Source organism: Chelativorans composti (assembly GCF_039541695.1).
GTDB lineage: Bacteria > Pseudomonadota > Alphaproteobacteria > Rhizobiales > Rhizobiaceae > Chelativorans > Chelativorans composti.
Genome location: NZ_BAABGS010000002.1, coordinates 72,590 through 96,226 on the forward strand (window position 1 = coordinate 72,590; position 23,637 = coordinate 96,226).

Consider the following 23,637-nt stretch of genomic DNA (forward strand, 5'->3'; position numbering starts at 1 on the left):
CAGTGAGAATGGAAAACAGCCTATCCATGCCGCGAGTATTGCTGGGAACGGCGCTCGCTGGCACTTTTCTAGCGTCGTGCTCTGCCGGAACCGGTTCCACCCAAGCATCGGCCGTCTCCTCGCCCGCCCGGGCCGGGGGGGCCTATTTCACTGCGCAGGCGACAGTGCCGACACAATCGGAGTCCGGCAGGTCGGAGGCGGCCTATGCCCCTGCGTCGGGCAATGCTTCGCAGCTCACGCTTGAGCAGGCCGTCCGCGCCGCGCTTGCATGGCATCCGTCGATCGACGAGTCCGTGAGCCGCATCCAGCAGAACGAGGCGGAAATCGACGGCGCGCGCGCCGGCTATTACCCGAAGGTCTCCGGCGGCCTTGGCACCAGCTACCGGAACTACTCGTCCGGCCGGGACTGGCAGCCGCGGATCAACGTCAACGCCACGCAGATGATCTACGATTTCGGCAAGGTGGCGAGCGACGTGGAGGCGAAAACCGCCAGAACCAACGTGAGCCGCACTGATCTGTTGCTTGGCGTCGACACGCTGGCCCGTGACACCGCCAACGCCGTCATCGAGGTTCAGCGCTATCAGGCCCTGCTCGGCGCCGCCCGGGAGCAGGTTCGCGGCATTCAGGCGATTGCCAATCTGGTGAGCGAGCGCAGCGGGCGGGGCGCCGCCACCCGTTCGGATGAACTGCAGGCCCAGGCGCGGGTCAATTCTGCCCAGTCGATGGTGCATGAAATCAGCGGACAACTGGACCGCTGGCAGGGTCAGCTGGCGATCCTGACCGGGCGCAGCGGCGGCGTTTCCGTCGCTGGCGCCGTTCCGCCTTGGCTGGGCAGCGCCTGTTCCCTGCCGGAACCTGACTGGTCGCAAAGTCCGGCCGTGATGCAGGCGGAGGCGCGCAAGGCCGAGGCCCGGGCCCAGGCGAAACAGGCAACGGCGCAGGCCTATCCCACCCTATCGGTACAGGCTGGCGCCGGCTACGACATCGACGACTCCAGCACGTCCTCGTCTGACGAACTTGAGCTTAAGGTTGGCATTAATCTCTCCGGCAACCTATATGATGGGGGAGCAACAGCCGCCGGGCGCCGCGCAGCGGAGCATGCGGTTGCTGCCGCCGATGCAGCGATCCGCAACGCGCGCCTGAGCCTCAGCAGCAGTCTCTCCCAGTCACGGTCGCAGGTTGCAAGCATCCAGGGAATGCTGGCCTCCCTGACGGAACGGGAGTCGCTGCTTGTCCAGACGCGCGACCTTTACCGCCAGCAGTACGAGGAACTCGGAACCCGCACCCTGCTCGACCTTCTCAATGCCGAGCAGGACCTGCATCAGGCCCGGTTCGACAAGATTAACGCGATGCACGATCTGCGCCGGCTTGGCGTGGACTGCATGTTCAATTCCGGGCGCACCCGCGAGCTTCTGGGGCTCAGGGGCATGACGATCCGGGGGGTGACCCTATGAGCACTGAGTTTTCCGCTCCCGAAGCGGGCGCGCCGGCAGATGCCGGCAACAGCAACGCCTCCCCGGAGCAGGTGACCGTCGAAGCCTGGATCGAGGCTCTCAGCAACATAGCGCAACACTATCGCCTGCCGGTCTCGGTGCAGTCGGCACGGCTGCACGCCCGTTGGTCGACTCTGGAAGACCCGCATGAGCGGATCGTCGACCTGGCTCGCTCCATGGGGCTGCGGCTGAAGCTTGCCGCGGCTGACCAGGCGGTTGTCTCCAGCTGGCAGCTGCCGGTCGCGGTGCAGCTCGGGAACGGCCAGGTCGGCGTGATCAAGTCGCTGAGCGACGAAGGCATTGCCGGCGTTGTCTTCCATGGCGACCAGGGTCTGGAGACGCCGGTTCCGGCAGCCGAGCTGTTCGGCAACGCCGTGGCGGTCGCGATCGTGCGGCCGGCGAAATCCATCCCCGATGCGCGGGTCGATGCCTACATCCGCCCGTACGAGGAACACTGGCTGAGGCGCATCATCCTGCGCGACCTGCGTCCCTATGGCCACGTGATGGTGGCCTCGCTGGTCGCCAACACCCTCGGCCTCGCCGGCATCATCTTCTCCATGCAGGTCTATGACCGCGTCATCCCTGCCGAGTCCTACCCGACGCTCTACGTCCTGTTCAGCGGCGTGCTGCTGGCGCTTGCTTTCGATTTCGTGATGCGCCGCATGCGGACCTCGGTAGTCGACCTTCTGGGCAAGCGGGCCGACATGCGGATTTCCGACCGCGTGATCGGCCATGCGCTCAGGGTGCGCACGCGCGCGCGGCCGGCCTCGACCGGCTCCTTCATTGCGCAGATCCGCGACCTCGAGCATGTGCGCGAAATGCTGACGTCAACCACCGTCAGCGCCCTCGCCGACCTGCCCTTCTTCCTGCTGTTCCTTGTCCTGTTCTGGTTCATCGGCGGCGTTCTCGTACTGATCCCGCTCGGCGCCTTGGCGGTGATGCTGGTGCCGGGCCTTCTCGCCCAGCGCCGGATGCGCGCCTATGCGTCGGAGACCATGCGCGAAGCCTCGCTTCGCAACGCCGTCCTGGTCGAAATGATCCAGGGCATGGAGGATATCAAGACGCTGCAGGCTGAGGACCGTTTCCAGCAGCAGTGGAACCATCTGAATGCCGTGACGGCCGAGGGCCAGGTCAAGCTGCGCAGCCTCGCCAGCACCATCAACACCTGGACGCAGAACGTGCAGATGGATGTCTTTGCGGTGGTCGTGTTCTTCGGCGCGCCGATGGTCATTGCGGGCGACCTTACCACCGGCTCCCTCGTCGCCTGCTCGATCCTGAGCTCGCGCATGCTCGCGCCGATGACCCACTTCGCGCAGCTCATGTCCCGGTTGCAGCAGAGCCGCGTGGCGGCCAACAGCCTGGACCAGATCATGAAGCTTCCGCTCGACAACCCCGAGAAGGAAAGCCGCATCCACTGCCCGCGCATACTCGGTAACTACGAGCTGAAGTCGGCCGTTTTCCGCTATGGCGACGACTCCTCGCCGGTCGCGCTTACGGTCAAGGACCTGCGCATCAGGGCCGGCGAGAAGATCGCCGTCCTCGGCAACAACGGCGCGGGCAAGTCCACCCTTCTGCAGGCCCTGACCGGTCTGCTGGAGCCGAGTTCAGGTCAGATCCTGCTGGAAAACCTTGCCATGCAGCACATCGACCCGGCGGACGTCCGCCGCGATGTCGGCCTGATGACCCAGAATGCCCGGCTCTTCCACGGCACGCTGCGCGACAATATCCTGCTGGGTGCGCCGACGGCCGCTCCGGAGGAGATCGTCCGCACCCTGCACATGGTTGGCGCGCTGGATTTCATCCGCAAGCTTCCGAAGGGCCTCGACCACCTTGTGCTTGAGGGCGGCAACGGCCTTTCCGGCGGCCAGAAGCAGATGATCCTGCTCGCCCGGACGCTGATCCGCCAGCCGAACGTGGTGCTCCTCGACGAGCCGACGGCATCGCTGGACGAGGCGAGCGAGCGCCACTTCATCCGGCAGTTCGCGGCCTGGAGCAGGAACCGCACGGTGGTCGTGGCAACCCACCGTATGCGCGTGCTCGACCTCGTGGACCGCATCATCGTCATCGACAACGGAAACATAGTTCTGGACGATACCAAGGAAAAGGCCCTGATGGTCCTGCGCGGCCTGAAGAACGTGGCCCCGACGAAGCCCGGCATGGGCGCGCGGCCTGCCGGCGGCGCACGCCAGCCTGCGGACACGGGAGGCGCCAATGGCCAGCCTTCGCGCTGAAACGGAACACGCCTGGCGCGGCGGCGCCGACGACGTCCGTCTCGTCCGCTCGACCCGCATCATCTGGGCCTTCGCCGCGATGCTGGCCATCGCGCTGGTATGGGCCTATTTCGCCGTGCTCGATGAAGTGGCCACGGGCCAGGGCCGCGTGATCCCCACATCCCGCGAGCAAGTCATCCAGTCGCGCGAAGGCGGCATCATGGCCGAGCTTGCCGTCCGCGAAGACGAAATCGTGGAGCCCGGCCAGATCCTGGCCAGGCTGGACCCGACCCAGACGGAATCCAATGTCGAGGAAAGCGCGGCCCGCTACCGCGCCGCGCTGGCACGCTCGGCCCGTCTGCAGGCCGAGGTGGACCAGACGGAGCTCAAATTTCCCGAGGAACTAAACGCCTATCCGGAGTTGATTGCCACCGAAACGGAACTCTACCAGGCCCGCCAGCGCAGCCTTTCGGAATCGCTGCAATGGATCGAGGAATCCATCACGCTTCTGCGCAAGGAGCTGGACATTAACCAGTCGCTCTCGAACGTGGGGGCGGCGAGCAATGTCGAGGTCATCCGGCTGCAGCGCGAACTCGCCGATCTCGAGCTGAAACAGGTCGAGGTGCGCTCCGATTATGTCGTCCGCGCCCGCGAGGAACTGACCCAGGCCAACGCCGAGGTGAAGGCCCTGTCCTCGATCGTCCGCGGCCGTGCCGATTCCCTTGCCCGCCTGACGATCACCTCGCCGGTCCGCGGCATCGTCAAGAACATCGAAGTCGTCACCATCGGCGGCGTCATCCCGCCGAACGGAAAGCTCATGGACATCGTGCCGCTGGACGACCAGCTGCTTATCGAGGCGCGGATCTCGCCGCGGGACATTGCCTTCATTCATCCCGGCCAGCGCGCGAGCGTCAAGATCACCGCCTACGACTACGCGATCTACGGCGGGCTCGAGGGTAAGGTGACCTCAATCTCCCCCGACACGATCCAGGACGAGACGAACCCGAACGTCTACTACTACCGCGTTTTCGTGCAGACGGAATCGGACGCGCTGGTCAACAAGGCGGGCCAGCGCTTCGAGATCATGCCCGGCATGATCGCCTCCGTTGACATCCACACGGGCAGCAAGACGGTGCTCGACTATCTCATCAAGCCCTTCAACCGGGCGCGCGAGGCGCTGCGGGAGCGCTAGCACGGTTCCGGCAAGAGTGAAACCGGTTCCCAGTCCGGAACCGCCATAGAACAGATGAACAAGACACCTCAAACATCCGAAGACCTTCCGGTCAGGATCGCTTTCCTCAACATCGACATGGGCCGCGAGCGCACCGGCGTGGAGAACTCCTCCCTCCGCCGCGCAACCCTTTTCACCAGGGCGCTGGGGCTCCCTCCCGCCATCCTGACCAGCAAGTACAATCCGTTCCTGCGCGAGGCGGAAACCGAGCTGCGCCAGGCCGGATCCGTTCCGCGCGAAGTCCCCCTGCACAACATGTATGACGACTTCCAGGACGCTGGCAGCTTCGATCCGTCCCGTCACGACGCGGCCGCGCTCGTGCGCCCTGACCAGTATCCCGAGCTGAACTGGGTCGCCGTTGCCGTCGCGCCCGACCACCGGGTCCTGGACAGCGATGGCACGCTTGTCATGTACGTCGTCCGCGACAGGACGACCAGGCAGCTCAGCTACGTCAACCACTTCCGCGATCGCCGCAAATGGCGCCGCGACGTCTATGACTGTCGCGGCTTCCTGAGCCGCATCCAGTTCCTGGCGGGCCCCGGGTCCGAAGTGACGCAGGAGCTCTACCTGCGTCCCGATGGCACCACGGCTATCATCAAGACGTTCCGGGAAAGCGGCGGCAAGCGGGAGCTCGACCTGATCCAGCTTGTGGCGCGCAACGGGCAGCTCATCCGCACCTTTCCCCGCGAAGCCGATCTGATCGAATACTGGCTGTCCTGCTACATCGCCCGCGACGACGCGCGACACGTATTCATCGTCGACAAGAACCGGGTCTTTTACGAGCCGGCGATCCGGCTGAAGGAAAGACAGGCCGATCCGTCCCGCGTGAAGGTGGTTCCGGTGATCCATGCGATCCATACCACCAGCCACACACAGACGGTGACCGGCCGGCTCAACAGCAATTACACCGCCATCCTGAACGACCTGAGCCGTCCCGACGCACTTGTGACCCTGACGCAGGCCCAACGCGAAGACATCCTGTCCCGCTTCGGAAACGCGCCGGTCCTCGCCATCGGCCACTCCTACGACAGCTCCGTGCCACGGGGAGACTTCTCCGCCCGCGATCGCTGCAAGGTTGTCTATCTCGCCCGCTATAGCCCGGAGAAGCGCCACGATCTGGCCATCCGCGCCTTCCGCAAGGTCGTCGACCGGGTTCCGCAGGCAACGCTCCACTGCTACGGCCTCGGAACCCCTCCGGCCCGCTTCTGACCAATCTCCGCAACCTCGTCGCCGAGCTGGATCTCGCCGGCAGCGTCCACCTGCATGGCTGGACGTCGGACGGGCCGAATATCTATGAAGCCTCCGGGATGTCCATCTCATCGAGCCAGGCCGAGGCATTTCCCCTGGCCCTGATGGAGAGCCTGTTCCACGGCTGCCCGATCGTCGCCTTCGACGTCCCCTATGGCCCCCGCGAACTCGTCCGCCAGGCTGAAACCGGCTTCCTTGTGCCCTTTGCCGATGAGGAGGCTTTTGCCGACCGCGTTGCCACCATCCTGGAGAACGAGGCGCTCCACCGCGACATGTCCGAGGCGGCCCGCCGCGATGCCGGGAGGTTTGCGATGCGCCACACGGCCGACCTGTGGCGCGACCTGCTGAACCGGCTGTTCCGCGGAGAGGAAGACAAGCGGCTGGCACCTGCGCCTAGGCAGTCGGGCGCCGCACCCGGCAGTCATGGCTCCGGCGCTTCCGGCGCCATGCACCGCCTGTATTCGGCTGACACACCCTGTCAGCAGTGAACCGGCACCCCCTTCTCCCGCATCAGTTGAGGCGGCATACTCGACCTCTCGCAGAGGGAGGAAGACCATGCCGCCTCAATTGGTGCGGGTTCAGCATTTTGCCATTTCCCTGGACGGTTTCGGAACCGGTGTCGGCCAGAGCCTCGAACAGCCTTTCGGCCACGCTGGTGAACGCCTTCACGGCTGGATGAAGAACACGCGCTGGGCCAGGCCCCTCTTCGGCCTCACGGGCGGCTCCGCCGGCATCGACGATGCGTTACTGCGTACCTTCGACGTCAACATCGGCGCCGAAATCATGGGCGCCAACAAGTTCGGCCCGCCCGGCTGGCACGAAAACCCGGACTGGAAGGGCTGGTGGGGCGACAATCCGCCTTTCCACACACCTGTCTTTGTGCTGACGCACCACCCCCGCCCGTCGATCGCAATGGAGGGCGGCACCATCTTCCATTTCCTGAATGCCTCGCCCGAAGAAGCCCTCGCTGAGGCGCGGAAGGCGGCGGGTGGCAAGGACGTGCGCATCGGCGGGGGTGTAAAGACGGTGCGCTCCTTCCTGGAGGCCGGACTTATCAACCACATGCACATCGTGCTGGTGCCCGTCGTCCTTGGCCGCGGCGAACGCCTGTGGGAAGGCCTGGAAGATCTGGAGAAGGACTTCGACATCGAAGCCACCTCCTCCCCCAGCGGCGTGACGCATTTGATGTTCATGCGGAAGGGCTAGGCCTCCCAACAGCCTGTGCGCGTGACGGATGCCGATGCAAGAGCCGGGCACGCCGTCGCGCCCGGCACGCAACCGCCGAAACGGCTTCAAGCCACGGTATTCTTGATAACCTCGCCGTTCTTGATGATGAGGCGCATGTTGACGGGCTTCGAGAGCAGCGTGGCGTCCTCGGCAGGGTTGCCTTCGACCAGCAGTAGATTGGCCTTCGCACCGGCGAACACGTTGCCGATCTCGTGCTCCTTGCGCAGCAGCCGCGCGGCGTTGATCGTGGCACTCTGCAGCACATCCTTGGCCGGCAGCACGCGCGAGCGGTAGGTGAACTCGTCCGACTGGTGATAGTGCAGGCTGATGTGCGTGAGATCCGTGCCGAAGGCCATCGGCACGCCGGCCTCCTTCAGGATCACCATTGCATTGTATGCGCTCTCACGCGCCTGCTGGGCACGGGCCTGCTGCTCCGGCGTCATCGATGAGGACTTGTCCTCCAGCGTCTCGAAGGTTGCCATGGTCGGCACCGCGAAGCAGCCCTTTTCCTTCATCATCCGCGCCGTCTTTTCGGAGACGAATACGCAGTGCTCGATGGTCCTGACCCCGAGCCGCACACACCGCTCGATCGCCTTGTCCGTATAGGCATGAGCTGCCACATAGGTGTCGGCAATGATAGCCTCCTCGACGATCGCAGCGATCTCTTCCTCGGAGAACGCCAGATGGGTGATCGGCACGCCAGTCGGCGCCAGGCCGCCGTTGGCGATGATCTTGATAAACTGCGCGCCGGCGCGGATCTCCTGCCGCACGGCCTTCCGCACTTCCGGCACGCCGTCGCAGATGTGCGACTTGGAGCCGAGCTGGAAGCGGAGATATTCCGGATCCTGCTCATCCCACTTCGCGCGCACGTCCTGGTGCCCGCCGGTCTGGCACAGCATCTTGCCGCAGATCACGAGATCTGGCCCGACGATCGTGCCCTCCTCGATGGCCATCACGTATCCCCTGTCGGCACCGCCCACGTCGCGCACCGTGGTGAAGCCGCGCATCAGCATGCCATTGAGGATGCGCGCCGCCCGCGCCGCCACCAGCGAGTTGGGCAGCGTTGCGTTCTGCACCGTCGACCACGACGACATGTTGATGTGGACATGGCAGTCGATCAGGCCGGGCATCAGCGTCAGGCCCTTGCAGTCGATCACCTCCCTGCCGTCCTCCTGCACCGGCGCGTGGTTGAGCTCGGCGATCCTGCCGCCGTTCAGCACCACATTGTCGTAGTGCGTGACCTCGCAGGACTCGGTGTCCAGCACACGAACATTCTTTAGCACGGTGGTCTTCATCTGAGGTCTCCAGGGGGATCGGGACAGCTGCGATTGATGCGGGCGGCAACGCGCGTTGCCGATGGTGCGGCGACTATTAGGAACCGCCCGGGGGAATTGCAATGCGCCCTCTGGGACCGCGACGTTATTGTCAGATGAGGGCCGCGGAAATCACCCGCTGATACATAAACAGCCGCTTCATCATGTCATAGGTATCATTTCACCAATGAACTTGTAGCAGGCGGAATGGTCTGCCAAAGAGCCTGCGGACTGCGAAGTCAGGAGCCTGCCGCCGGCGGCGGAAACGCATGCGCGGCAGGCGGCTTCATCCCCCTTGAACCCGAGGAGCATAGAGTGACCAAGACTACATTGCTGCACGGCATCGCCGGTGCCGTGCTTTCGCTGGCGGCCTTCGCCATGCCCGCGCAGGCGGTCGAACTGAAGATCGGCCTGCAGGACGACGTTGACATTCTCGACCCCGACCAGTCTCAGACCTTCGCGGGTCGGCTCGTGTACACGAGCCTGTGCGACAAGCTGGTCGACATTTCCTCCAAGGTGGAGATCGTCCCTCAGCTCGCCACCGACTGGTCCTTCTCCAAGGACGGTCTGACGCTCACCATGAACCTGCGCCAGGACGCGGTCTTCCACGACGGCACGCCGTTCAACGCGGAGGCGGTGGTTTACAACATCCAGCGTTCGATGAACCTGCCGGAGTCGCGCCGCAAGTCCGAGCTGAAGTCGATCGAGAAGGTCGAGGCGACGGGTCCCTACCAGGTCACCATCACGCTGAAGGCTCCGGACGCCACGCTGCTCTCGCAGTTCTCCGACCGCGCCGGCATGATGATCTCCGCGGCCGCCGCCGAGTCGGGGGGCGCCCCCTTCGCCCAGAACCCCGTCTGCTCCGGCCCGTTCAAGTTCGTTGAGCGTATCCAGAACGACCGCGTCGTACTGGAGAAGTTCCCGCAGCACTGGAACGCCGCCAACATCCACATCGACCGCCTGACCTTCCTGCCGATCCCGGACTCCACCGTCCGCCTGGCGAACCTGCAGTCCGGCGATCTCGACATGGTCGAGCGCATGGCCGCCACCGACGCGGCGACCGTCGAGGCCGATCCGAACCTTCAGCTGCTGGACATCGTGAGCCTCGGCTACAACGCGCTCTACATCAACGTCGGCGACAAGGCCCCCGGCCTGATCGGCAAGGACAAGCGCCTGCGCCAGGCCTTCTCCAAGGCCATCGACCGCGAGGCGCTCTACCAGATCGTGTACGAGGGCAAGGGCAGCGCCGGCAACCAGCCGTTCTCCCCGGCCAGCATCTGGTACGACAAGAGCCGTCCCGTCGAGCCGCGTGACGTCGAGGCCGCCAAGGCCCTCATCAAGGAAGCCGGCTTCGACCGCGTGGCGGTGGAGCTGCGCCACGCAAACAATCCGGTCGTCACCCAGATGGCCCAGGTCATCCAGGCGATGGCTTCCGAAGCCGGTTTCGACGTGAACCTGCGCGCAATGGAATACGCCGCCATGCTCGCCGAGCAGACCGCAGGCACCTATGAGATGGGCCGCATGAACTGGTCCGGCCGCCCCGATCCCGACGGCAGCATCCACCAGTTTGTCACCTGCGACGGCGGCATGAACGACGTCCACTACTGCAACCCGAAGGTTGACGAACTCCTCAACAAGGCCCGCACCTCGACCGACTACGAGACCCGCAAGGCCCTTTACGACGAGGCGAACGCCATCCTTCTGGACGAGCTGCCGATCATCTATCTTGGCCATGAGGCCTACCTCTATGGCCTGAACAAGAAGATCCAGGGCTTCGAGCTGTATCCGGACGGCATGATCCGCCTCGCCGGTGTGAAGGTCGTCGAATAACAGCGGGCACAAATGAAGAATGGGGCCGGGAGCCGCCCGCTCCCGGCCCTTTTTCGCAGGTTTCGCCACGCCCCCCGTGGCGGCAACACATAGGTGAGGAACCTGTTGTCCACGCGAACGGTGATCGCGTTGACCGGAACTGGTTCCCTGGACTAGCTTACAGGCACATTACCGAGCGGCATATCGCCGCGCCATTCGGAGGAAACGATGAAAGCAAAACTACTTGCGGCCGTGACCGGCCTGATGATGATGGTCGGCTCCGCCCAGGCGCTGACGGTCTATTCCAGCGTCGATGAGGAAAACGCTTCCCGCATCCTGAAGGCCTTCACCGACGCCACGGGCGTGAAGGTGGACATGGTCTTCCTGTCCTCCGGCCCTGCCCTTTCGCGCATCGAGGCCGAGGCAAGCAATCCGCAGGCCGACGTCTGGTTCGGTGCCCCGAGCGAGAACCACATTCTGGCAGCCGAGCGCGGTCTGGTGGAGCCTTACGTCTCCGCCAACGCCGGTGATCTCGCCGACGAATTCAAGGACGCCAACGGCAACTGGCACGCCATCTATACCAACCCGCTCGCCCTCGGCGTGCGCACCGACCTTCTGGAAAGCCGCGGCGCTCCGATCCCGGCCTCCTGGGAGGACCTGAAGAACGAGGCTTATCGCGGCCTGATCCAGATGCCTTCGCCACAGTCCTCCGGCACCGCCTACGCCGTCATCCTGACGCTGATCCAGCTCTGGGGTGAGGACAAGGCCTATGAGTACCTGAAGGAGCTGAACCCGAACATCCAGACCTACACGCAGAGCGGCACGGCTCCCTCCGGCGCGCTGGGCGTTGGCGAAACTCCGATCGCGCTGCAGTTCTCGCCCGGCTTCCTGAAGCTGGTGGACGAGGGCTTCCCGGTGAAGGTTGTGTTCCCGTCGGAAGGTGTGGGCTACGAGGTCGCCGCCATGTCCATCCTGAAGGGCGCCAAGAACCTCGACGACGCCAAGAAGCTGGTCGACTGGATGACGTCGGCGGAAGGTCAGGAGCAACTTGCCGCAGCCAAGACCTATTTCCTTCCGATCCGTTCGGATGTAAGCGCTGGTGAAGGTATTCCCACGCTGAAAGACATCAAGCTCGTATCCTACGACCCTGCCTTTGCTTCCGAAAACCGCCAGCGTCTGGTTGATCGCTGGGTAGACGAGGTGCTTGGTCAGTAACAACGGCAATCCAACGTGCTAGCCACCGCTCGCTCACAGATCCGCGTTCTCGCGCGGGACCCCATTCTGCTCGCGCTGATCGCCATCATCTTCGCCGCGATCCTGCTTTTCGTGGTCTATCCGCTGATAATGGTCTTCATTGCCAGCCTGCAGGACCGCGGCCAGTGGACACTGGCGAACTATGCGCTGATCGGCGAGCGGCGGCTCTACCGCAATGCGCTCTGGAACAGCCTTTCCGTGGGCGCATTGGTCGGCCTCATCGGCGTGCTCATCGGCTATGTGGCGGCCTTCGTGCTCACCCGGCTCAACGTGCCGGGCAAGCGCCTGCTGCACTACCTGATGATCGTGCCGATCATTTCGCCGCCCTTTGTCTCGGCGGTTTCGATTGTCTTCCTGTTCGGCAACAACGGTCTTGTCACCCGCCAGCTGCTCGGTCTGCAGGACTTCAGCATCTACGGCTTCCACGGCGTTGTCTGGTCGCAGATCTTCACCTTCGCGCCCATCGCCTACCTTTCGCTGCGCGGTGTGCTCGCCTCCATCAGCCCGACGCTCGAGGACGCGGCGCTGAACATCGGCGCCTCCCGCTGGCAGGTGTTCTGGAAGGTCACCTTCCCGCTCTCCCTGCCGGGCGTGGCGAGCGCCTTCCTGGTCGTATTCATCGAATCCATGGCCGACTTCGGCAATCCGCTCGTCCTTGCCGGAGCCGCCTTCCCGATGCTCGCCCCGCAGGCCTATCTGGAGATTACCGGCTCCTTCAACCTGGCGCGCGGCGCGATGCTTTCGGTCATCCTGCTGCTGCCGTCGATCACGGCCTTTACCATCCAGCGCTACTGGATCGCCAAGCGCCAGTACGTGACCGTCACCGGCAAGCCCACCGCCTCGACGTCCAAGGTCGTCAGCACCCCGGTGAAGGCGCTGCTCTATGCCTCCGTGCTGCTGTTCGCCCTCATCGTGCTCATGTTCTACGCGGTGATCTTCATCGGCGCCTTCACGAAGGTCTGGGGCTTCGACTACACGCTGACCCTCGACCACTTCTTCTACGTCTTCAACGTTGGTCTCGACACGGTGAAGGACACGCTGATCATCGCGCTCATCACCACGCCGGTCAGCGGCATCTTCGGCATGCTCGTCGCCTTCCTGGTCGTGCGCCGCGTCTTTCCCGGCCGTAGCGCCCTGGAGTTCGGCTCCATCCTTTCCTTCGCCGTACCGGGAACGGTGGTCGGCATCGGCTACGTGCTGGCCTTCAACCAGCCTCCGCTGCTGCTGACCGGCACCCTGACCATCCTGGTGCTCTGCTTTGTCTTCCGCTACGTGCCTGTCGGCATCCAGTCGGGCATCGCCGTCCTGCGCCAGATCGACCCGGCAATCGAGGAAGCGGCCCAGAATCTCGGCGCCAGCGCGCTGACCACCTTCCGCAAGGTGACCCTGCCGCTCATCGCGCCGGCCTTCTTCTCCGCCCTCGTCTATGCTTTCGTCCGTGCGATGACCGCCATCAGCGCCGCGATCTTCCTGGTCTCGGCCAATTGGAACCTGATGACGGTGCAGATCCTCAATCAGGTGGGCTCCGGCCGTCTTGGCGTGGCCGCTGCTTTCTCCGTCGTCGTCATCGCGCTCGTGCTCGTCGCCGTGATCATTATCAACGCGATCGTGACCCGCATGACCCGGCACATGACTATGGTGAAATTCTAATGGCTGAAGCCGTCCAGATCCGTAACCTCGTCAAGCGCTTCGACAGCCCGGACTCTCCCGGCCAGAGCGTGTTCGCCGTCCGCAATGCCAGCCTCGAGGTTGCCCCCGGCGAACTCGTGACGCTACTCGGCCCCTCCGGTTGCGGCAAGACCACCCTTCTGCGCATGATCGCGGGCTTCGAGGAACCGACCTCGGGCGACATCCTGTTCGGCGACCGCCGCATGAATGACGTCGCACCCAACCGCCGCGACGCCGCGATGGTATTCCAGTCCTACGCCATCTTCCCGCATCTCTCGGTCTACGAGAACGTGGTTTTCGGCCTGCGACTGAAGAAGATGCCCGCCGACGAGATCCAGAAGCGCGCGGAGCGTGTCATGGCCATCACCGGCCTGACCCACATGGCGAACCGCTCGCCGAACCAGCTCTCGGGCGGCCAGCAGCAGCGCGTGGCGCTCGCCCGCGCGATCATCATGGAGCCGCGCGTCCTGCTCTTCGACGAGCCGTTGTCGAACCTCGACGCGAAGCTCCGCGACCAGATGCGCGTGGAGATCCGCGAACTGCAGCAGCGCCTTGGCATCACCACGCTCTACGTAACCCACGATCAGATCGAGGCCATGAGCATCTCCGACCGCATCGTGGTCATGAATGGCGGCGTCATCGAACAGATTGGCACGCCGCGCGAAATCTACGCGCGCCCGGCGACCCGTTTCGTGGCCGAGTTCATCGGCAAGGCCAACTTCCTGAAGGCCATCGTCCTCGACGGCGAGACAATCGACGTGGGCGGCGTGAAGGTGCGCTACGTCAACCAGCGCCAGCCTGGCGAGCAGCTCACCCTGGTCCTGCGCCCGGAAGCCATTGCGCTCTCCCCCGACGCGGGCGACTTCCGCGCCACCGTGAAGCGCGCCATGTTCCTCGGTAACATCGCCGAATACCTGCTTGAGATCGAAGGCGTTGGCGAATGGCTGGTCGACTCGCCGAACCCGGGGGAATCCGGCCTGTTCCAGCCCGGCACGCGCATCTACGCCTCGCCCTCGAAGGCGGCCCTGCACGCGGTGGAATAGACTGGTTAATAGAGGTGACGTAAGCACGAGCCATGAGCAACGGTCAGTTGTCGTTGACGGATGTGTCTGACGGGTTGGGCGTCAACCTTTTCCAGAGTCTCTTCACCTGGCGGCCATCCGAAAACAAAACCTCGTCCGAAAACTTCCTCACGGAAGCATTCGTATATTGTCTGCGTATCAACCAGCGCTTCTGCCAGGCTTGGCTGTCTGAACTCATCGGGACCGCGGTCGACGTGTCGGATCTAACGATTGTTACACGAGCCTCGCACAGGGACGAGGATCAGGCCGCCGTTGTTTACCCGGATATCGACATCCAGGGACGCTTAACCAGCGGAGAGCGGTTCAAGCTGCTTGTCGAAGTCAAGTGGAACGCCCCCTACGACCCCGAACAGCTTCGAAAATACAGCCGGCTTCTGTCAGGTCCGAAGGCATGCCTGGTCTTCATCAGTCCACAGGCTCGGGATTGCCGGAGGGCCGCGCAGGATGCGGTTTTGCTTGGTTCCAACTTCAAATCATTGCGATGGGACCAGGTTCACCGGAAGCTTGCTCTCTTTGCCTCAGATTGCAGAATGACGCGTGAACTGGTGGAATTCATGGATTTCCAGGGACTAGGCGCATCCAGCCCGATCTCGGAACAGATGCTGTTCCACTACCTTCAGAGCCGCGATTTCCTGCCACGGCTTCTGCACTACACGAGAAAACTCCACAACGAGTATGACTGGGATTTTCTGCCTGCCTTTTATCATTCGCGGAACTGCCAGGAAGTCCGGGACGTGTACGGCAGAATCGGCATTTCCTTCCGGCCGCGGGGATGGAACGGGGCGATTTCTGTCGGGTTTCTGTACTCTACTTTCGACCACAAGGTACCTTTCGCGGATGGAAGCAACGCCGGCGTGGACGTGGTCCTGCGGATTGAATGCGCACCCAGGGCACCCCATCGCGCAATCGCGGAAGCAGCTGTCAGGCATGTCGCCGATGAGGCGCGGAAGGCAGGCGGCATCATTCGTATTGCGGGAGACCCGGAAAATGGCAATGCCCACACACTCCTCCTCGCCCAGAGAAGTCTGAGCGACTTCCTGAAATTTTCAACCGAGTCCGAGCAGCTGGACCAGATCTACCAGCAGATCCGGGCCTGGGCTGAATCTCTGTTCGCCGACGGGAGCCTCGGCGAAGCACTTGCATTCCTCGTGGAGCCAGAACCGAAGGATCACACCCCTGCCAACACGGCGGAATAGTGGATAGCGGCGCCGCTGAGTACGAAGACGTGCCAGATGGCGTTCTGGAAGCGTAGCCGCTCCCACAAGTAGAAGATCACGCCCACCGAATAGACAATGCCGCCGGTAAGCAGCAGAACCAGCACGATCGGCGGGAAGCTCTCGTACAGTGTTCGGAACAACCCCACACCACTCCAGCCGAGACCGAGGTAGAGCAGTACCGCCAACCGGTCGAACCGGCCCGCGAACGCGATCTTGAGACAGAAGCCGATGGCTGCCACCGTCCAGATGAAGATGAGCAGTCCGGTCGCGCCCGCCTGCTGCGCGAACGGCGTATAGGTGCCCGCGATCAGCAGGAAGATCGCCGCATGGTCGCACTTGCGCAGCTTCCACTTGAACGGGCTCACCGGCCACATGTTGTAGACAGCCGACATGGTGAGCGTGGCCACCAACGTCAGCGCGTAGATTGCGGTGGCGACGAACAGGCTCGGCTCCGCGCGCCACAGGTTGACGACAACCAGCACGACCGCGCCCGTCAGCGCGAGCGCAACGCCGATCACATGCACGACTCCATCAGCGACCATCTCGGCACGGTCGTAACGCCAGGACGGCTGCTTCATTTCCACGCTCCTTAAAGCCCGAACTGTGACCGCTGAATGTGGCTGTTTGGGGATGCTTGCCCAACGCGTCAGGAGCAACTTGGATCCGCGCGGAGTTGTCACCGCCGAAATGCTCCCGGCAGCCTTTGGGAGTGATTCAGGACGCATCCCGCCTTATTGCGCCGCGCGCGGCCCGTAGACGATGACCAGAGCCCCGACGACGCAGATCAGGGCGCCCAGCACATCCCAGCGGTCGGGTGCGGACCCCTCCACCGCCCACATCCAGACGAGCGACGAGAAAATGTAGATCCCGCCATAGGCCGCGAAGGCGCGGCCGGCGAAATCCGCCTCGATGCGCGTCAGCGCCCAGGCGAACAGCGCCAGGCTCATCATGCCGGGCAGGAGCCACAGCGGGCTATTGCCCAGCCTAAGCCAGGCCCAGAAGGCGAAGCAGCCGCCGATCTCGGCTACGGCCGCGAGAAGATAGGTCGGGATGGTCCACATGCAGTCTCTCCTCCGCGGATCGTTGCCGCAGATCGCTGCCAATGTCGAGGCTCGGCCATCGGGCCGCTTCCGTCCACCGCCGTGCTATGGTTTACTTGTAGGCAGCACGAGGGAGGAAACCGGATGACTGCTTTCACCTGAGCGACCGTTTCTTGCACGGCTGGGAAACGGCTTCCATGCTTCCGCCGGTTACATCTCCGTCCTTGTCCAACCACCGAACGTTCACCGCTATCTGGATTCCGCATTGGGGGCGCGGATGAAGACGTCTCTGCGAACCGTTGTCTGGGTTCTTGTCATTGGCGCGAGTGCGATCTGCCTGTGGGAAATCTTCCGCGCCTTCCACGATTCATGGCCGAGGCTTTGCGACGGAACCGACGGGGCTTGCCTGCGGGAATGGATCGACGCGCTGAGCGGCTGGGCCGCCTTCGTCGTCGGCGCCGGCACGATCTTCTTCCTCGCGCGGCAGACACGGGAGCTCAAGCGGCAGACGGAGTTCGTCCTCGGCGACGCCATGCCCACGGTGAGCATCACCGATGACGATGTCGAGGAGAGCAGTGTCCAGCTTCGGGTGACCAACTGGAACCGGCATCCCGTGCGAATCACCGGTATCAAGGTCGAGAAGCCCGTCTGGGTGCGGCAGGTTCTGGAAAGACGCAACCGGGGAACCGTCGAATGGCCGCTCCAGCGGATCGAGGAGCTCGGCATAAGCATCCCCGGCTGGGAGAACCGTTTCGAGCCGCCGCCCTTCCGGGTGCTCGAGCTCACCTTCAGCTCGCGCGAGGATGCCCAGGGAGCCGACCATCTTTACCGCGAGGTCGGCGTCCACGTTCATGGCACGATCCTTGGAAACCGTCACAAGGCCTTCGACCTCCACGCCGTACACCCGTATACACTGGTTTGGGTGGAGAATGGCGCCCAGGCCAGTAAACACGAGGGCGAGGCGACCATGGCAACGGTGGCCTAGAGCCGCTTGCTGGCCATGGGAAACCCTGGCCGGCTCCGGCGAATCAGCCCGTGTCCATGCCGGCTGCGCCGGTCCGTTTACCGTCACGGATGCGCTGCGCCCTTCAAACTGATGTTGCTTAAACGTCACTATTCCACGGCAACTGCATGCGCAGCCCCAGCCCTGCCGCCCATAGGGTTACGCGCTTGATCTGACGCAAAGCGACCGCTTATGGCCGCTGACAATTTGCGGAGTGTCGCAACCCATCTTCAAGGTTAGTCTGATGAAGCATTTCACGCGCAGGCTTCTGGCCGTTACGGCCATGACCTTCGTCACGGCGTCTGCTTATGCTGCGGATCTCGTGGCGCCCTCGCCCTCCGTTGAGGCTGCTCCGGTCGTTGCCCACTCTCCCTGGCAGCTGCGTCTTCGCGCCCTGGGCGTGCTCCCGGACAACAAGGGCTTCGTCGATCAGATCCCGGGCTCAGATCTGAGCTTCTCCAAGACGATCACGCCTGAACTCGACATTACCTACTACTTCACCGATAACCTCGCCGCCGAGCTGATCCTCGGCACGACCTATTCCAACGTGAATGGCGAGGGCACGATTGCCGGTCTGGGCAAGCTCGGCAAGACCTGGATCCTGCCGCCGACCCTGACCCTGCAGTATCACTTCACCGATTTCGGCGCCTTCAAGCCCTACATCGGTGCGGGCGTGAACTACACGATCTTCTACAACCAGGATGCCGCTGGCGCCATCGACCGCCTCAAGGTGAAGAACTCCTGGGGCGCCGCGCTTCAGGTCGGCTTTGACTACATGCTCGACGACCACTGGGGCGTGAACTTCGACGTCAAGAAGCTCTTTCTGGAACCGAAGTTCGAAGCTGACGTTGCTGGCGGCACCGTCACCGGTAAGGCCAAGCTGAACCCGTGGCTGATCGGCGCCGGCGTGACCTACCGCTTCTAATTCGGATTGGTCTTTCGTGATGGCAGGACCGGACATCAGTCCGGACCTGCGTCCGAAGCCGATACGGGGCATTCCGGATTTCGCTCGCAGCCGGAATGCTTTTTTTTGCAGGCCTGCCCGCACGCGTCATACGTCCGCAGCGGGCGTCCCTTCCTTTGACCTTTGCCCGCGCGCTTAGTTTTTCAGGCGGTAATCGAGCGCCGGCTTCCGGTCTCCGATGAGCGATGAATAGGTGAAGTCTGGCCCGCGCTCCTGCTCGAACTCCGCCTTGGCCTGATCGATCAGCTCCGGCGACTGCAGCAGCTCCGCCGCGGTGAAGGCGAGCGTCTCGGCCGCGAGCCTCATGCCCTTGTATCCGATCCCTATGCCGCCTGCCGCCACGGCCTGCCAGCTATGCGCAGGCGTTCCCGGCACCCAGGTTGCGGTGTTGAGGCCGACCGTCGGGGCAACCCAGCTCACGTCGCCCACATCGGTGGAGTAGTATCCCTGTTCGCCGAACGTGTATTTCTCTACCTCCCCGACACTGGATAGCGGCGGCGTGGCCTGCAGCGTCTTCTGCATCTTCGTGGCGAAGGCGACCTCGTCATCATCCCATTTGATCGGAGCGGCCGCGCGGAGGTTGCCGTCCATGACGTGTCCGAGCGTATCGTTTGGCAATACGGAATAGACACCGCTGATCCGTTCCATGGAATACTCTGTCTCCGTGCCGAGCGCAGCGCCTTGCGCGGCCTTCTCGATGCGCGCCACGATGTCCCGCACGACCGCCGGGTCCGGATTTCGTACGTAGAGATAGCTCTCCGCGAAGGCGGGCACCACGTTGGGCGCCGCCCCTCCGTTGGACACGATGTAGTGTATGCGCGTCTCCTGGAGCACATGCTCGCGCATCATGTTGATCATGTGATGGAAGGCTTCCACGGCCTGGAGCGCCGAACGGCCCCGTTCGGGAGACAAGGCCGCATGCGCCGACACGCCCCGGAACCGGACCTTGACGGCCACATTGGCCAGCGACCATCCCTGGCTGGCGGTATTCCGGTCGCCCGGATGCCAGTGCAGAACCACGTCGACGTCATCGAAGAGGCCCGCTCGAACCATGTAAACCTTGCCCGAACCGCCTTCCTCTGCCGGAGTGCCGTAGAGCCGGATTTGCCCCTCGACATTATTGTCCTTCATCCATAGGGCAACGGCGATGGCCGCGGCGACGGAGCCCGTGCCAAACAGATGGTGTCCGCAGGCATGTCCGCTCGTGATGCCGTCGACGGGCTGCTGGAAAGGCACCGCATCCTGCGAGAAGCCCGGCAGCGCGTCCATTTCTGCCAGGATGGCGATCACGGGACCGTGGTCGCTGCCCGCTTTTGCGACGAAGGCCGTGGGAATGCCGGCCACGCCCTCTTCGACCTGGAAGCCGTATTTCTCCAGCTCGCTGATGAGCAGATTGGCCGTATTGACCTCCTGGTAGCCCAGCTCCGGCCGGCTCCAGATCTGGTGCGCCACCTCCCGCATGCGCGGCTCATAGCTGGCGATATAGCCGTCCAGCTGCGAGCGGATATCGTCGGAAAGCCCGGAAGCCAGGGTGGATGCCGAACTCGATGCGATGATGGAGCATGCAAACACACTTGCTACAAACGGTTTCATAAAAATCATCTCAGATGAAAATTCTTGAGCAAACAAGAAGTCCAATATGACATAACCGAAGGTTGAACGCTTCAGGAAATGCCACGCATGGTGCGCTTTCAACCATCCGGTTATCGTGGCAGCCTGGCTGCAAGCTCCGGGAGAAGGCTGTGCGCAACTTCGATTTCACATCCTGGCAGGGTGTCCTGTCCACCCTTGTGGGCATCGCCCTGTTTGCGCTGGTGGGGATCGGCATCCGCCTCCTCATGATGACCACGATCCAGCAGCGCCAGCAGCGGCAGAACCGTCAGATCAACGAGCGCCTGCGAACGCTGATCGCCGCCTACAAGGTGCTGGGCGGCTCGTTCACGGGCAGGCTTTCGGTCGACCCGCGCCACCTGCGCGACATCCGGGCGGCCGAGCGCAAGGCGGCCGAGCAGGGCGGCGAGGCGGTTGCCCCGCGCACCATGAGCGAGGAGACCTTCGAGCGTGTCCGCCTGATCCGCGACGCGGTGGAGGCTGCCCTCTCGGACATCATCCTGCTCGGCACCGACGAGCAGGTGCGCCTTGCCGCGAAGGCCGCGCGCGACCTCGCCGCAGGCAACGAGATCCACACCCATGAACTGGTGGTGTCGCTGCGTAACTTCATCCGCGAGGCGCTGGACCTTTCTCCAATCCCGCCCGACCTGGAGATTCCCATGCAGGGCCCGACCCGCCCGGCGGCCGGCGGCGGCCGCAGCCGTGGCGGCGGCCAGCAGGGGAGCCGCGAAGGCGGCCCGGGAGGCGGAGGTGGGGGCGGCGCTGGCGGCGGCGCGGGTGGAGCGGCCGGCGCCGGCGGCATGGGCATGGGAATGGGTCTTGGCCCCGGCGGCCGCGGGGACGATGGGGCGGGGTGAGTGGACGCGTGGGCCTCGACAATCCGCCGGAAAGCAGGTCCAGTTCAGTCATCGCCAGACGCTGGCCGGCACAGATGTCGGCACCTATCCGCCTTGGCCATCTACCCTGCTCACCTTTGCATCTGCCCTGCCCGCTGAGTAGGACAAACGGTCAGGATAAGTCTTTGAGCCTCCCCTCTGTAGAAACCTCACATTCTCCATTGATGCTAGGGGCGGGTTGGGTTAAGAAGGCGGCAGTTCGCGTCCGGCCCATGGGCCGGATCACGCACCCGTAGCTCAGTTGGATAGAGTGCTGCCCTCCGAACACGGATTGCCAGAAATTTATCTAATAATACAATGCCTTATCCGATAAGGACTTGTGACTCCTGTTGATCAGGTGCGCGAGGGAACGGCACAACCCCGCCACTCCCCGGAGAGCTGCTGATAGGCTACGGTTCGATGACGCTCGGCTGCGGAAGAAGGGGCGACCCTTGGCGCTGACACAGACGCAAATCATTCAGTCGATGGCAGAAGCCCTGTCGTGGTTCGAGAAGGAACTGAGCCGGGGTGTAACCCCGGCGGAGCTTAACCATCTGACCGGCCGAATTGGCGAACTGTATGCCGCTATGATCACTCGGGGACAGATGGCCCTCGAGTCGAAGCAACGAGGCTATGACGTGATCGTCGGAAGTCTGCTGTCGGCTTCAGGTCAGGGAGGGTTTCGCTTTCCGGGTCTGGTAGCCGATCCAATACTCTTCGATCGCCCACAGCGCCCCAGGACGGAGTTGCTTGATGCGAGCAATTGCATCCTCATACAGCTCGGATGTCATGTTTGACCATCCTCCCTGCTTATTGATCTCAGTCCAAATATATGAGCCCGGCTCTCCAACGTCTGCCTTCCGCAGCGCTGCTACGAGAATCCTGTCAATCGGCGGATGAATATAGTTCAACACCCGCTCTTGGCCAATAAGAGCGGCCTTAAGGTAGCAGTTGATCATTTTGGCAGCGATACCGTGTGAAAACGCGCCATACAATCTCGCAGTTGAGGCGCACTGCGCCAATCTCTCACGCATGCGAGCGTGCTCAGCGTCGAATGTTGCAGCGCTGGGAAGATTTTCCAACCAATCCGGCAACCCCGCTTTCTCCATTAGCTTGACGCCCAGCTCAACGGAAAAACGACATTTGCTCGATGCGCCCGATGCGCTTGCGGCACACCAGGCTGCGAAACGGTGCCTATGCACGTTGAACGTATATTCTTCCATAGAAAGCCCCCTTCTCTCCAGGATCGGACCCTACCGATTTATTTTATCGACGCAATACGTGCTGCAATCACGGGCCCTAAGTCGCAACACATACCCATGTGACAACTGCTCAGACCAGGCAGCACTCTCCGGCACAGATGATATGATCTAACCCGTTGATCCTGCAAGGCCCCGCAGCGACTCAGGAAGGCACCCTACAGCGCGTTTCAGTGCCGCGGCACAATCTGGTCACATCGGACCAGGAATGCTCCTTGGCACCCTCTACGGGGCATCCTACGCATCATGAGGCACATAAACAGGAGGTGCTTCATGGCGACGATCCGCAGGCTCAGAGGTCGGTGGCAAGCGCAGGTCAGACGTAAAGGAATTCCCCCGCGTGCCAAGTCCTTCGATGCAAAAATAGATGCCGAGAAGTGGGCGCGCAATCTCGAAGCCGAACTTGATCGCTGCGGCTCGCTCCCGGATACGCGCCTGGCTGAGCAGATGACGGTGCGAGACCTATTCGAGCGCTATTTGAAAGAGATCACACCGCACAAGCGCTCAGCTTCCAGCGAAGTCTATCGCATCGGAGCGATGCTCAAGCGCGACATTGCGCACAGGACGCTGGCCACGCTGACGCCTCAGCACATCGCCACCTACCGGGATGAGCGGTTGGCCGTTGCCTCTCCCGCGACCGTGATCCGCGAGCTCAACTCACTTGGACATGCAATCGACATCGCACGCAAGGAGTGGGGCGTGCATCTGCCAGAGAACCCGTGCCGCATGATCCGCCGCCCAAAGCCACCGCGTGGTCGCGATCGCAGACTGCAGCCCGGAGAAGAAGAGCGCCTGCTCGAAGCCGCTGACACTGGTCGCAATCCACTCATGCGTCCGCTGATCATCCTCGCCCTCGAGACAGCCATGCGTCAGGGCGAGCTTCTGGGGCTCACCTGGGACAACGTCAACCTGGAGCGTCGCCTTGCTCATCTACCACTGACCAAGAATGGTGAAGCCCGTGACGTGCCACTCTCGACGCGAGCCGCTGCTGTTCTCCGGGAGCTCAAGGAGACTGCTACCAGCGATAGGGTGAGAACGGCGGTGAGAAACTAGTCCACGGAAGCGGCGGCATGGAGCTGCTGCGGGCGGTGTAAAAATCGTCCACCCTTTCCCTTTCTGCGACAGCAGGGAGG

General features: G+C 63.2%; 20 protein-coding genes. 15 read left to right on the forward strand and 5 right to left on the reverse strand.

Annotation, left to right across the window (positions count from 1 at the left end; all coding sequences use genetic code 11):
• The first annotated feature begins 164 nt into the window (after positions 1-164).
• The 6 genes from ABD906_RS00300 (at position 165) to ABD906_RS00325 (ending at position 7,388) form a co-directional block, all read left to right on the forward strand.
• Positions 165-1,454, forward strand: a complete 1,290-nt coding sequence (locus tag ABD906_RS00300; RefSeq protein ID WP_345097580.1) for a TolC family outer membrane protein — start codon at positions 165-167, stop codon at positions 1,452-1,454.
• On the forward strand, positions 1,451-3,724 hold the full coding sequence (locus ABD906_RS00305) for a type I secretion system permease/ATPase (protein WP_345097581.1): 2,274 nt from the start codon (positions 1,451-1,453) through the stop codon (positions 3,722-3,724). The genes ABD906_RS00300 and ABD906_RS00305 overlap by 4 nt, the downstream gene beginning before the upstream one ends.
• Positions 3,705-4,895: an HlyD family type I secretion periplasmic adaptor subunit gene (locus ABD906_RS00310; protein WP_345097583.1), complete on the forward strand. Its 1,191-nt coding sequence runs from the start codon at positions 3,705-3,707 to the stop codon at positions 4,893-4,895. Before ABD906_RS00305 ends, ABD906_RS00310 begins: the two co-directional genes overlap by 20 nt.
• Before the next feature lie 54 nt (positions 4,896-4,949).
• Positions 4,950-6,143 (forward strand): glycosyltransferase family protein, encoded by a 1,194-nt coding sequence (locus tag ABD906_RS00315; RefSeq protein ID WP_345097584.1) that lies wholly within the window; start codon positions 4,950-4,952, stop codon positions 6,141-6,143.
• A complete protein-coding gene (locus ABD906_RS00320) occupies positions 6,140-6,670 on the forward strand; it encodes a glycosyltransferase (protein WP_345097607.1) in 531 nt (176 codons plus the stop codon). Before ABD906_RS00315 ends, ABD906_RS00320 begins: the two co-directional genes overlap by 4 nt.
• 67 nt (positions 6,671-6,737) lie before the next feature.
• Positions 6,738-7,388: a dihydrofolate reductase family protein gene (locus ABD906_RS00325; protein ID WP_345097585.1), complete on the forward strand. Its 651-nt coding sequence runs from the start codon at positions 6,738-6,740 to the stop codon at positions 7,386-7,388.
• 86 nt (positions 7,389-7,474) lie between these two features.
• Here ABD906_RS00325 and ABD906_RS00330 read toward each other — a convergent pair whose 3' ends face one another.
• On the reverse strand, positions 7,475-8,704 hold the full coding sequence (locus tag ABD906_RS00330; protein ID WP_345097586.1) for a metal-dependent hydrolase family protein: 1,230 nt from the start codon (positions 8,702-8,704) through the stop codon (positions 7,475-7,477).
• Between the two features lie 396 nt (positions 8,705-9,100).
• Between ABD906_RS00330 and ABD906_RS00335 the strand changes: the two genes are divergently transcribed.
• The 5 genes from ABD906_RS00335 (at position 9,101) to ABD906_RS00355 (ending at position 15,731) form a co-directional block, all read left to right on the forward strand.
• Positions 9,101-10,552, forward strand: coding sequence for an ABC transporter substrate-binding protein (locus tag ABD906_RS00335; protein WP_345097608.1), 1,452 nt, complete (start codon positions 9,101-9,103; stop codon positions 10,550-10,552).
• A gap of 207 nt (positions 10,553-10,759) precedes the next feature.
• Positions 10,760-11,746: an ABC transporter substrate-binding protein gene (locus ABD906_RS00340; protein WP_345097588.1), complete on the forward strand. Its 987-nt coding sequence runs from the start codon at positions 10,760-10,762 to the stop codon at positions 11,744-11,746.
• A 15-nt stretch (positions 11,747-11,761) separates the two neighbouring features.
• Positions 11,762-13,435 carry an ABC transporter permease gene (locus ABD906_RS00345; protein WP_345097589.1) on the forward strand — a complete coding sequence of 558 codons (1,674 nt, stop codon included), beginning with the start codon at positions 11,762-11,764 and terminating at the stop codon, positions 13,433-13,435.
• Positions 13,435-14,496: an ABC transporter ATP-binding protein gene (locus ABD906_RS00350; protein ID WP_345097590.1), complete on the forward strand. Its 1,062-nt coding sequence runs from the start codon at positions 13,435-13,437 to the stop codon at positions 14,494-14,496. The genes ABD906_RS00345 and ABD906_RS00350 overlap by 1 nt, the downstream gene beginning before the upstream one ends.
• A 32-nt stretch (positions 14,497-14,528) precedes the next feature.
• The gene (locus ABD906_RS00355; RefSeq protein ID WP_345097591.1) at positions 14,529-15,731 is read left to right on the forward strand and encodes a hypothetical protein; all 1,203 of its coding nucleotides are present in this window, start codon (positions 14,529-14,531) and stop codon (positions 15,729-15,731) included.
• Here the strand turns inward: ABD906_RS00355 and trhA are convergent.
• Together trhA and ABD906_RS00365 are read right to left on the reverse strand one after the other, a co-directional pair.
• Positions 15,704-16,330, reverse strand: coding sequence for a PAQR family membrane homeostasis protein TrhA (gene trhA / locus ABD906_RS00360; protein WP_345097592.1), 627 nt, complete (start codon positions 16,328-16,330; stop codon positions 15,704-15,706). The genes ABD906_RS00355 and trhA overlap by 28 nt on opposite strands.
• A 153-nt stretch (positions 16,331-16,483) precedes the next feature.
• A complete protein-coding gene (locus tag ABD906_RS00365; RefSeq protein ID WP_345097593.1) occupies positions 16,484-16,813 on the reverse strand; it encodes a YnfA family protein in 330 nt (109 codons plus the stop codon).
• 256 nt (positions 16,814-17,069) lie between these two features.
• On the opposite strand from ABD906_RS00365, the gene ABD906_RS00370 reads away from it, so the two are divergent.
• Complete coding sequence (locus ABD906_RS00370; RefSeq protein ID WP_345097594.1) at positions 17,070-17,777, forward strand: hypothetical protein; 708 nt, start codon at positions 17,070-17,072, stop codon at positions 17,775-17,777.
• 262 nt (positions 17,778-18,039) lie between these two features.
• Positions 18,040-18,720: an OmpW/AlkL family protein gene (locus ABD906_RS00375; RefSeq protein WP_345097595.1), complete on the forward strand. Its 681-nt coding sequence runs from the start codon at positions 18,040-18,042 to the stop codon at positions 18,718-18,720.
• A gap of 174 nt (positions 18,721-18,894) precedes the next feature.
• Here ABD906_RS00375 and ABD906_RS00380 read toward each other — a convergent pair whose 3' ends face one another.
• Positions 18,895-20,352, reverse strand: a complete 1,458-nt coding sequence (locus tag ABD906_RS00380; RefSeq protein ID WP_345097596.1) for an amidohydrolase — start codon at positions 20,350-20,352, stop codon at positions 18,895-18,897.
• Between the two features lie 149 nt (positions 20,353-20,501).
• On the opposite strand from ABD906_RS00380, the gene ABD906_RS00385 reads away from it, so the two are divergent.
• Positions 20,502-21,227, forward strand: a complete 726-nt coding sequence (locus ABD906_RS00385; RefSeq protein WP_345097597.1) for a hypothetical protein — start codon at positions 20,502-20,504, stop codon at positions 21,225-21,227.
• A 683-nt stretch (positions 21,228-21,910) separates the two neighbouring features.
• Here the strand turns inward: ABD906_RS00385 and ABD906_RS00390 are convergent.
• Complete coding sequence (locus ABD906_RS00390) at positions 21,911-22,468, reverse strand: hypothetical protein (RefSeq protein ID WP_345097599.1); 558 nt, start codon at positions 22,466-22,468, stop codon at positions 21,911-21,913.
• A gap of 309 nt (positions 22,469-22,777) precedes the next feature.
• Here ABD906_RS00390 and ABD906_RS00395 point away from each other — a divergent pair, with 309 nt between their 5' ends.
• Positions 22,778-23,557: a tyrosine-type recombinase/integrase gene (locus tag ABD906_RS00395; RefSeq protein WP_345097600.1), complete on the forward strand. Its 780-nt coding sequence runs from the start codon at positions 22,778-22,780 to the stop codon at positions 23,555-23,557.
• The last annotated feature ends 80 nt before the right edge of the window (positions 23,558-23,637 follow it).